Origin of the sequence: uncultured Nevskia sp. (genome assembly GCF_903885465.1) — a bacterium.
In the GTDB taxonomy this organism is placed as follows: domain Bacteria; phylum Pseudomonadota; class Gammaproteobacteria; order Nevskiales; family Nevskiaceae; genus Nevskia.
In genome coordinates, this window is the sequence record NZ_CAISIQ010000347.1 from 1 (window position 1) to 9,077 (window position 9,077).

The following is a 9,077-nucleotide window of genomic DNA, read 5'->3' on the forward strand; positions in this document are numbered from 1 at the left end:
CGGCGCAGACATCGTGAACGCTGGCGCCGGAACGAGGTCCATCAGCCGCCGATGCCGTGGGGATGAATCCAGCCCATCATCGTCGCCACCAGCAAGAACACGATTAAGGCCACCTGCAGTCCGACTCTCATGGACAGCGCCCGCAACGTGCGTTTGCTCTTGCTGGAATCCTTCAGCATGAAGAACAGTGCCGAGAACAGCGATACGACGATGGCGATCAGCAGCACGGCGATAATCAGCTTGGCGAGCATGGCAAGGTCTGGAAAGGGATTGCCGGAATGTTAAGGCTCTGTGCGCAGCTTCGATACCGGGCCGGCCAGCCATGACCTCGCGCTGGAGTTTTCGCCCCCCTTGGTGGGCGATTCTTGGCACCGTGCTCGGCTGTGCGCTGACCATCCGGCTCGGCCTCTGGCAGTGGCATCGCGGCCTGGCGCGGGAAGCGCTCGATGCCCAATACCTGAGCGCTGGCGCGCAGTCTCCGGAAGCTTTGCGCGTTGATAGTGCAGTGCCAGATGGCGCCGACGCTGTACTGGCCGCAGCGTCAGGCGAGTACGACGGCGCCCGACAGATTCTGCTCGACAATCAGGTCCACGACCGCACGCCCGGCTACCAAGTGCTGACGCCGATCCGGCTCGCATCCGGCGGCATCGCGCTGATCAATCGGGGCTGGGTGCCGCAGAATCCGGACCGTCGCGTGCTGCCGCAGTTGCCGGTACCCGCGGGACCCGTGACGCTCAGCGGTCTGTGGCGTTCGCTGCCGCAACCGGCGCTGCGGCTGAAGACCGATAATTGCGCCGGTGCCGATCAGCCTTGGCCGCGCATCGTCGAATATCCGACCTCCGACGATCTGCGTTGCCTGTACGGTGCCGACACGGCCGCCGGCATGCTGTTGCTGGCGCCGGATGCGCCGGACGGTTATCTGCGCGAATGGTCGCAGGGCGATCGTCGCTTCCCGCCACAACGCCATTACGGCTATGCCGCGCAGTGGTTCGCGTTTGCCGCGACTCTGCTGGTGATTTTCCTCAAGCTCAACCTGAAACGACGTCCATGAATCCGCAAGCCGCAAAACTGCGCCGATCCCGTCTGACCCTTGTGCTGCTCGGCGCCCTGTTCATCGGGCCGCTGATCGCTGCCTGGGTGCTGTACAGCAATGGCATGCGGCCGACGCTGACCACCAACTACGGCGAACTGGTGCTGCCGACCCAGCCATTGCCGAAACTCGAACTTCGGAACGTCGGCGGCGAGCCCCTGCCGGAACTGCTGACCGGCCGTTGGAGCCTCGTCCAGCTCGGCACGGAGACTTGCGACGCTGCCTGCAGCGATCGTCTGGTACTGGGTCGCCAGACGCGGCTTGCCCTCGGTGCTGCGGGGATCAACAAGGACCGTCTGCAACTCGTCTACATCGTGCCCGATGCGGCGGCCGCCACTGCCGCAGCCGCGCAGCTGAGCGAGACACACAAGATCCTGCACATCGTCGCTGACGTCGGCCCTGCGGGTCAGCGTGCCGAGGACGTGTTCAAACCGAGTGACCGCCAAGCGCTGTATCTGATCGATCCGAACGGCAACTGGTTGATGGTCTACAAGGATCAGGCCGATGCCGACAAGCTGCAGCGCGGCTTGCTGGACGATCTGAAGAAGTTGCTGAAGTTGTCCTCGATCGGATGATTCGTGGCCCAGTCGGCGGCGAAGTCGCCGCACCATCACAGTAGTAAAATGCGCGGCTCGAAACACGACACCCCATGCTCCAGACCTTCCATCGCCTGAACCTGCTGACCCTGGTTCTCACTTTCTGCCTGATCGTGCTCGGTGCTTACGTGCGCCTCTCGCACGCAGGTTTGGGCTGCCCGGATTGGCCCGGTTGCTATGGCCACATCGGCGTGCCGGATGCCGACCATGAAGTTGCCGCCGCCGAAGCCGCGTATCCAGAACGGCCGGTCGAGGCGCCGAAAGCCTGGAAGGAGATGGTCCATCGCTATCTCGCCGGCATCGTCGGCTTGCTGATCGGCGCATTGGCCGTGCTCGCCTGGCGTGATCGCAGTGGCCGTCTGCCGCGCAGCCTGGCGACAGCGACCGTCGGCGTGGTGCTGATGCAGATCGTGTTCGGGGCCCTGACCGTCACCTGGAAGGTCAAGCCGATCATTGTCACCACCCATCTGCTGCTGGGTCTCACGACCTTGTCGCTGGTGTTCTGGATGTGGCTGGGGACGCGGGCGCCATCCGATCAACCGCAGGCTGCGCCGCTGCGTGCCGCCCTGTTGAAGCCGCTGTCGATCGCCGCGCTGCTGCTGCTCTGTTGCCAGATCTTTCTCGGCGGCTGGACCAGCACCAACTACGCCGCACTGGCCTGTCCTGACTTTCCGGCCTGTCACGGCAGCTTTGCGCCGAAGGGCGAACTCGGCGTGGCCTTCAAGCTGTGGCACGGCCTCGGCATCGATTACGAAGGCGGCATTCTCGATGTCGCCGCGCGTGCGACGATCCATCTCGTGCATCGCTACGGCGCGCTGGTCTTGAGCCTGGTGCTGATCGGCATCGCCGCCTATCTGCTGAGCCTGAAGCGAGCGCCATACCGGCAACTGGCGCTGGTGCTGCTGGGCGCGCTGGCGCTGCAGGTGCTAATCGGTATCGGGCTGATTCATCTACAGCTGCCGCTATGGCTGGCCGATGCCCACAACGCCGGTGCGGCGCTGCTGTTGCTGGCGGTGCTGGCATTGAACTACACGGTCTGGCACGGCGCCCCGCCTCGTCCAGGGCAGTCCTGAAATCCGAAGCCGAACGATCATGAGCAGAACCCCCACCTCGCTGAAAGCCCAGGCCGTGCCGGGTGTCGATGCGATCGCTGCTGCACCGGTGTCGCGTGGCCGCGAGTACTACGAGCTGTGCAAGCCGCGCGTGGTCATGCTGATCGTGTTCACCGCGATCGTCGGCATGTTCCTCGCCGTACCCGGCCTACCGCCGTTCGCGGCGCTGATCTGGGGAACATTGGGCATTTCGTTGCAGGCGGCCTCTGCGGCGGCAGTCAATCAAATCATCGATCGCGAAATCGATGCCCGCATGGCGCGCACCTGCGGCCGGCCGCTGGTCACCGGAACCTTGAGCCTGACCGAGTCGATCGCCTTCGCGACCTTTCTGGGCCTTGCCGGCTTCATCGTGCTGTGGTTCCTGGTCAACCCGCTGACCGCCGTGCTGACCCAGCTGACCCTGGTTGGCTATGCCGGCGTCTACACGTTGTTCCTGAAGCGTGCGACGCCGCAGAACATCGTCATCGGCGGCGCTTCCGGTGCGGCACCGCCAGTGCTCGGCTGGGCGGCGGTCACCGGCACCGTCGATCCGCACGCGCTGATCCTGTTCCTGATCATCTTCATCTGGACGCCGCCGCATTTCTGGGTGCTGGCGATCGAGCGCCGCGAGGAATACGCCAAGGTCGGCGTGCCGATGCTGCCGGTCACTCATGGCGTCGACTACACCGCGACCCAGGTGCTGCTCTACACCTTCCTGTTGATGGCCGTGACCATCCTGCCGTTTGCAGTCGGCATGAGTGGCTGGCTTTACTTGGTCGCCGCGCTCGCGCTCGGTGGGCGCTTCCTGCAGCTGGCTTTCCAGATCAAGTTCGCGCCGCGCAAGGGCCTGAACATGAAGACCTTCGGCTACTCGATCGTCTATCTGATGGGGATCTTCACGGCGCTGCTGGTCGATCATTACCTGATCTGAGCGGTCCGGCGGCAGCCAAAAAAAGCCCGGCATTGCCGGGCTTTTTGCGTATCGGAACCGATGATCAGGCCGGTTCTGCCTCCACCTCGATCGCCTTGCGCAGCTTCTTCATCGCCGCGACCTCGATCTGGCGGATGCGCTCGGCCGACACGCCGTACTCGTCGCCGAGTTCCTGCAGGCCAGCCTTCGATTCATCGGCCAGCCAGCGGCGCTTCAGGATGTCGCGCGAGCGATCGTCGAGGGCCGCCATCGCGGTGCTCATGCGGGCTTCGCGGGCGTCCTGCCATTCGGCTTCCTCGATCGCCGAGTAGGCGTCGTGACGGTCGGCCAGATAATCCTCGGGGACGAAGGAGGATTCCTCGCCATCGTCCGGCGAGGCGCTGAACGAAACATCGGCGCCGCCGAGGCGCGATTCCATCTGCAGCACTTCTTCCGGCTTGACCTTCAAGTCCTTCGCCACCGCCTCGACTTCCGACTGGGTCATCCAGCCGAGATGGGTCTTGGACTTGCGCAGGTTGAAGAACAGCTTGCGCTGCGCCTTGGTGGTGGCGATCTTGACGATGCGCCAGTTCTTCAGGATGTACTCGTGGATCTCGGCCTTGATCCAGTGCACGGCGAAGCTGATCAAACGCACGCCGACGCCCGGATCGAACCGCTTCACCGCCTTCATCAGGCCGATGTTGCCTTCCTGGATCAGATCGGACAGCGGCAGGCCGTAGCCCTGATAGCCACGGGCGATATGGACGACGAAGCGCAGGTTCGACAGCACCAGTTTCTGCGCCGACGCGAGATTGCCGTCGTCGTGCAGTTCGTGCGCGAGCTTCTGTTCTTCGTCCGGCGTCAGCAGCGGAATCTGGCTGACCGAACGGATGTAGGTATCTAGGCTGCCGGCCAGCGGCACCGGAAACGAAGCAGCCCGTGGTGATAGTGCGAGAGCAGTCATCATGGTCCCCATGTTTCGCAAAATATTAGCACTCGCGAAATTGGAGTGCTAAGACCAAAAGAAGTTCACCACAAAATTCGAAGTTCGATAGCCTCAGGGCATAGGCCTGCAGGCTGTCGCCAAGGTTCAATCCGGCTCGATGCCGCCGAGGTGACGGCCGACGGTCCAGAACGCCGCCAACCAGCCCAGCGCGGCCCCGGTGGCAAACACGGCGAATACCGTGTCGGCCGCCAGCGCGCCGAAACCGGCACCGACACCATAAAGGCCCGCCAGATTCGCCGCTGGTTCTGACAAGGCAACTTGCGCGCCAATCACCATCAGGCAGGCCAGCAACGCGCCGGTCAGGCCGTACCACAGGCCGGTGTAGAGGAAGGGCCGGCGAATGAAGCCATTCGAAGCGCCGATCACCTTCAGCACGACGATTTCCTCGCGTCGAGCCGAGATATCGAGCCGGATCGTGTTGGCGACCACCGCCAGCACGGCGATCGCCAGCGCCCCGGCGATCAGCAATACCAGGCGTTCGACGATGGCGAGGATCGCGTACAGCCGCTCCAGCCATTCGCGATCCAGTCGCGCGCTTTCGACTTCCGGCAGCTTGGTCATCTCGTCGAGCATCGCCGAGGCCTGCGCCTTGGGCGCCTTGCTATCCGGGGTGACGACGATCACTGCCGGCAACGGATTGCTGTCGAGGATGTCCAGCGCTTCGCCGAAGCCGGAATGGGCCTTGAACTCGGCCAGTGCCTGATCGCGGGAGATGTAGCGCGCTTCGGCCACGCCGGGGCGTTTCGCCAGCTTCGCAGCCAGCGCTTGGCCAGCCGCGTCATCGAGGTTGTCGCGCAGGAACAGCGAGGCGCGCAGCGAGCCTTTGAGACCGCTCGACGCCGCATCGAGGCTGCCGAGCACCGAGTACAAGCCGGCCGGCAACGCCAAGGTCACGCCGATCACGAAAGCGGTCAGCAAGGTACCGAACGGCCGCCGTTTCAGCTGGTCCAGGGTCGCGGAGATCGCTCGCGTGTGTTCGAGCAGCCAGCGCGAGAAACCGCTCGGGGTATTGCCGACTCGCCGTGCATTGCTCATGCGCTCTGCTCCTCGGCGTCGTCGGTGTAATCGAATTCGCTGGCCTTGATCTGGGTCAGCAGGCCGTTTTCCAGGCGCAGGATGCGATGCGGTAGCCGCGAGATCAGGCCCAGGGCATGAGTGGCGACCAGCACGCTGACGCCGACTTCGTTGAAGCGATTGAACAGCTGCATGACTTCCTGCGCCATCTCGGGATCGAGGTTGCCAGTCGGTTCGTCGGCGATCAGCAGCCGCGGCTTTGCGACCACCGCGCGGGCGATGCCGACTCGCTGCTGCTCGCCGCCGGACAAGGTCTGCGGCCAGTGGCGTTCCTTGCCTCGGAGGCCGACCGCGTCGAGCGCTGCCCGCACGCGTCGGGCAATGTCATCGCCACTATGGCCGCGGATGATCAGCGGTATCGCCACGTTGTCGAACACCGTGCGATCAGCCAGCAGATTGAAGTTCTGGAAGATCATGCCGAACTGCCGGCGATAGGCCGGCACCTCGCGCGGGCGCAGGGCCGACAGCCGCTGGCCGTCGACGATGATCTCGCCGAGTGTCGGCCGGGCAAGCCGGGCAATGAGCTTCAGCATCGTCGACTTGCCGGCGCCGCTCGGGCCGGTCAGGAAGGCCATTTCGCCACGCGCCAGCGCGAAATCGGCATTGCTGAGAATTTCCCGGCTGCTGTCGCCATAGTGATGGCTGACGCCGGTGAAGCGGATCAGCGCGTCGTTGCTCACCGTGGCTCTCCCAGTGCCGCGCCACCGACCAGCGCTTCGGCGTAGGCCTCGGCGTCGAAGACTTCGAGATCGTCGATCGCTTCGCCCAGTCCGACATAGCGCACCGGCAGCGCCAGCCGCTTGGCGATCGCCAGCAGCACGCCGCCCTTGGCGGTGCCATCGAGCTTGGTGATGGTCAGACCGGTCAGGCCGATCGCTTCGTGAAACTGCACGGCCTGGTTCAGCGCATTGCCGCCCGCGGTGCCGTCGACCACCAGCATCACCTCGTGCGGCGCATAGGCATCGAGCTTCTGGACGACGCGACGAATCTTGCGCAGTTCATCCATCAGATGACTCTGGGTATGCAGGCGGCCGGCGGTATCGGCGATCACCACGTCGATGCCGCGCGCTTTCGCGGCCTGCACGGCGTCGAAGATCACCGAGGCCGAATCGGCGCCGGCACCTTGCGAAAGGATCGGCACGCCGGCGCGCTCGGACCAGGTGGTCAGCTGCTCGACCGCCGCCGCACGGAAGGTATCGCCAGCGGCCAGCAGCACGCTCTTGCCTTCCTTCTTCATCTTCGCGGCCATCTTGCCGATGGTCGTGGTCTTGCCGGCGCCGTTGATGCCGGCGACGAAAATCACGTAAGGCTTGATGTAGCTCGGCACCAGCAGCGGCTTGGCGCAGGGCCCGATGATGGCAAGCAGCGCCTTCTTCAGCTCCTTGCGTAGCTGCGCCTCGGTCTTGATCCGGCCGGCCATCACCTCGTTTCGCAGCGTGTCGCAGAGCTGGGTGGTGGCCTCGACGCCGGCGTCGGCGATCAGCAGGCGCTCTTCGATGATCTCGATCGCATCGTCGTTGAGCTTCTCGTCGGTGAACAGGCGGCCGAGGTCATAGGTCAGCCAGGAATCGCCCTTGTTGATCTTCTTCCGTAGCTTGGCGACGAAGCCGGCGTTATCGCTCATGCCGCTTTCAGCTCCGCAAAGGCTTCCCTCGCCGCGGCAATCGTCAGCTCGACCTCGCGCGGGCCGTGGGCGGCCGACACGAAACCTGCCTCGTAAGCCGAGGGCGCCAGATAGATGCCGCGCTCAAGCATCGCGTGGAAGAAGCGCTTGAAGTGCTCGAGATTGCAGGCGGTGACTTCGGCAAAGCTGGTGATCGCCGGCTGGTCGGTGAAGAACAGGCCGAACATCGAGCCGATCTGGACGGTCGTGAACGGGATGCCGGCAGCTTTCGCTTCCTGGTTCAGGCCGGCGAGGATCGCAGCGGTGGTCTTTTCCAGCTGCGCGTAGATCGCGGCGTCATCGAGCGCAGTCAAGAGTGCTACGCCAGCGGCCATCGCCAGCGGGTTTCCGGACAAGGTGCCGGCCTGGTAGACCGGCCCGGCCGGGGACAGCTTCTGCATGATGTCGCGCCGGCCGCCGAAGGCACCGACCGGCAGGCCGCCACCGATGATCTTGCCCAGGGTGACCATGTCCGGCGTGATGCCGTAGACGCCGGCCGCGCCCTTCGGGCCGACGCGGAAGCCGGTCATCACTTCGTCGAAGATCAGCAGCGCCCCGTCGGCCTTGCAAAGCGTCTGCAGACCTTCCAGAAAGCCCGGCTTCGGCAGGATGCAGTTCATGTTGCCGGCCACCGGCTCGACGATCACGCAGGCGATCTTGCCGGCATTGGCCTTGAATAGGGCGTCAACGGAGGCGAGATCGTTGTAATCGGCGGTCAAGGTGTACTTGGCGAAATCGGCCGGCACGCCGGGTGAGGTCGGCACGCCGAAGGTCAGGGCACCGGAACCGGCCTTGACCAGCAGCGAGTCCGAATGGCCGTGATAGCAGCCCTCGAACTTCAAAATCATGTCGCGGCCGGTGTAGCCGCGGGCCAGGCGCAGTGCGCTCATCGTCGCTTCGGTGCCGCTCGAACACAGGCGGACCTGCTCGAGCCCCGGCACGCGGGCGCAGAGCAGTTCGGCCATGGTGATCTCGGCTTCAGTCGGCGCGCCGTAGGACACGCCGATCTGCGCCTGCCTGATGATCGCGTCACGCACCGTCGGGTGCTGATGGCCCAAGATCATCGGGCCCCAGCTGCCGATGTAGTCGACATAGGTCTTGCCGTCGGCGTCGGTGATCGTCGCGCCATCGGCCGAAGCGATGAACCGCGGCGTGCCGCCGACGGCGCGGAAGGCGCGCACCGGGGAATTGACGCCGCCGGGTATCGAGGCCTGAGCGCGGCTGAACAACTGGTCGGATCGGGATTCAGGCTCGAGAGGGGCTAAGGACATGGGACGACGGTTTCCAGGGTTCTTCGAATCAGGGGGCGACGAACAGCGCGCCGTAGCCGCGGGCGCGGGCTTCAATGCCGGCCGGTTCGCCATCGCCGAACAGGCCGTCGATGGCGGCCAGCCAGTCGGCACCAGCGGCGATCAGCGGCGCGCCATTATCCGGCGTAATGCCGCCGATTGCGCACAGCGGCACGACAAAACGGTTGCGGGCCATGGTCAATGTAGCCAGCGAAGCCGGCGGTGCATCGGGCTTGGTGTTCGAGGCGAAGTAGCGGCCGAAGGCGACATAGCTGGCACCAGCGGCAATGGCAGCTTCGGCGCGTGCCAGCGAGTCGCCGCAACTGGCGCCGATCAGCGCATCCGGACCGAGCTGGGC

General features: G+C 64.8%; 11 protein-coding genes. 4 read left to right on the forward strand and 7 right to left on the reverse strand.

Going from position 1 to position 9,077, the window contains the following annotated elements:
* Positions 1-41: 41 nt before the first annotated feature.
* On the reverse strand, positions 42-251 hold the full coding sequence (locus tag QZY06_RS13690) for a twin transmembrane helix small protein (protein ID WP_295685417.1): 210 nt from the start codon (positions 249-251) through the stop codon (positions 42-44).
* Between the two features lie 71 nt (positions 252-322).
* Between QZY06_RS13690 and QZY06_RS13695 the strand changes: the two genes are divergently transcribed.
* From QZY06_RS13695 to cyoE, 4 genes are all read left to right on the forward strand, one after another.
* On the forward strand, positions 323-1,051 hold the full coding sequence (locus tag QZY06_RS13695) for an SURF1 family protein (protein WP_295685420.1): 729 nt from the start codon (positions 323-325) through the stop codon (positions 1,049-1,051).
* The gene (locus QZY06_RS13700; protein WP_295685423.1) at positions 1,048-1,665 is read left to right on the forward strand and encodes a hypothetical protein; all 618 of its coding nucleotides are present in this window, start codon (positions 1,048-1,050) and stop codon (positions 1,663-1,665) included. The genes QZY06_RS13695 and QZY06_RS13700 overlap by 4 nt, the downstream gene beginning before the upstream one ends.
* A gap of 74 nt (positions 1,666-1,739) precedes the next feature.
* A complete protein-coding gene (locus tag QZY06_RS13705; protein ID WP_295685426.1) occupies positions 1,740-2,759 on the forward strand; it encodes a heme A synthase in 1,020 nt (339 codons plus the stop codon).
* A 19-nt stretch (positions 2,760-2,778) separates the two neighbouring features.
* The gene (gene cyoE, locus QZY06_RS13710) at positions 2,779-3,708 is read left to right on the forward strand and encodes a heme o synthase (protein ID WP_295685430.1); all 930 of its coding nucleotides are present in this window, start codon (positions 2,779-2,781) and stop codon (positions 3,706-3,708) included.
* 64 nt (positions 3,709-3,772) lie between these two features.
* Here the strand turns inward: cyoE and rpoH are convergent, their stop codons facing one another.
* The 6 genes from rpoH to QZY06_RS13740 form a co-directional block, all read right to left on the reverse strand.
* Complete coding sequence (gene rpoH / locus QZY06_RS13715) at positions 3,773-4,654, reverse strand: RNA polymerase sigma factor RpoH (protein ID WP_367275643.1); 882 nt, start codon at positions 4,652-4,654, stop codon at positions 3,773-3,775.
* Positions 4,655-4,777: 123 nt separating this feature from the next.
* The gene (gene ftsX, locus QZY06_RS13720; RefSeq protein ID WP_295685436.1) at positions 4,778-5,728 is read right to left on the reverse strand and encodes a permease-like cell division protein FtsX; all 951 of its coding nucleotides are present in this window, start codon (positions 5,726-5,728) and stop codon (positions 4,778-4,780) included.
* Positions 5,725-6,432: a cell division ATP-binding protein FtsE gene (ftsE, locus tag QZY06_RS13725; protein WP_367275644.1), complete on the reverse strand. Its 708-nt coding sequence runs from the start codon at positions 6,430-6,432 to the stop codon at positions 5,725-5,727. Before ftsE ends, ftsX begins: the two co-directional genes overlap by 4 nt.
* An 11-nt stretch (positions 6,433-6,443) precedes the next feature.
* Positions 6,444-7,391, reverse strand: coding sequence for a signal recognition particle-docking protein FtsY (gene ftsY, locus QZY06_RS13730; protein WP_295685444.1), 948 nt, complete (start codon positions 7,389-7,391; stop codon positions 6,444-6,446).
* Positions 7,388-8,701, reverse strand: coding sequence for a glutamate-1-semialdehyde 2,1-aminomutase (hemL, locus tag QZY06_RS13735; RefSeq protein ID WP_295685446.1), 1,314 nt, complete (start codon positions 8,699-8,701; stop codon positions 7,388-7,390). Before hemL ends, ftsY begins: the two co-directional genes overlap by 4 nt.
* A 28-nt stretch (positions 8,702-8,729) precedes the next feature.
* A partial coding sequence (locus QZY06_RS13740) for a thiamine phosphate synthase (protein WP_295685449.1) occupies positions 8,730-9,077 on the reverse strand: 348 nt, incomplete at its 5' end.

Excerpts from the sequence above, each read along its gene's own strand:
- QZY06_RS13700 (WP_295685423.1), top strand. The coding sequence starts at position 1,048 with ATGAATCCGCAAGCCGCAAAACTGCGCCGATCCCGTCTGACCCTTGTG.
- QZY06_RS13695 (WP_295685420.1), top strand. The coding sequence starts at position 323 with ATGACCTCGCGCTGGAGTTTTCGCCCCCCTTGGTGGGCGATTCTTGGC.
- QZY06_RS13705 (WP_295685426.1), top strand. The coding sequence starts at position 1,740 with ATGCTCCAGACCTTCCATCGCCTGAACCTGCTGACCCTGGTTCTCACT.
- hemL (WP_295685446.1), bottom strand. The coding sequence starts at position 8,701 with ATGTCCTTAGCCCCTCTCGAGCCTGAATCCCGATCCGACCAGTTGTTC.
- ftsX (WP_295685436.1), bottom strand. The coding sequence starts at position 5,728 with ATGAGCAATGCACGGCGAGTCGGCAATACCCCGAGCGGTTTCTCGCGC.
- ftsY (WP_295685444.1), bottom strand. The coding sequence starts at position 7,391 with ATGAGCGATAACGCCGGCTTCGTCGCCAAGCTACGGAAGAAGATCAAC.
- rpoH (WP_367275643.1), bottom strand. The coding sequence starts at position 4,654 with ATGATGACTGCTCTCGCACTATCACCACGGGCTGCTTCGTTTCCGGTG.
- QZY06_RS13690 (WP_295685417.1), bottom strand. The coding sequence starts at position 251 with ATGCTCGCCAAGCTGATTATCGCCGTGCTGCTGATCGCCATCGTCGTA.
- cyoE (WP_295685430.1), top strand. The coding sequence starts at position 2,779 with ATGAGCAGAACCCCCACCTCGCTGAAAGCCCAGGCCGTGCCGGGTGTC.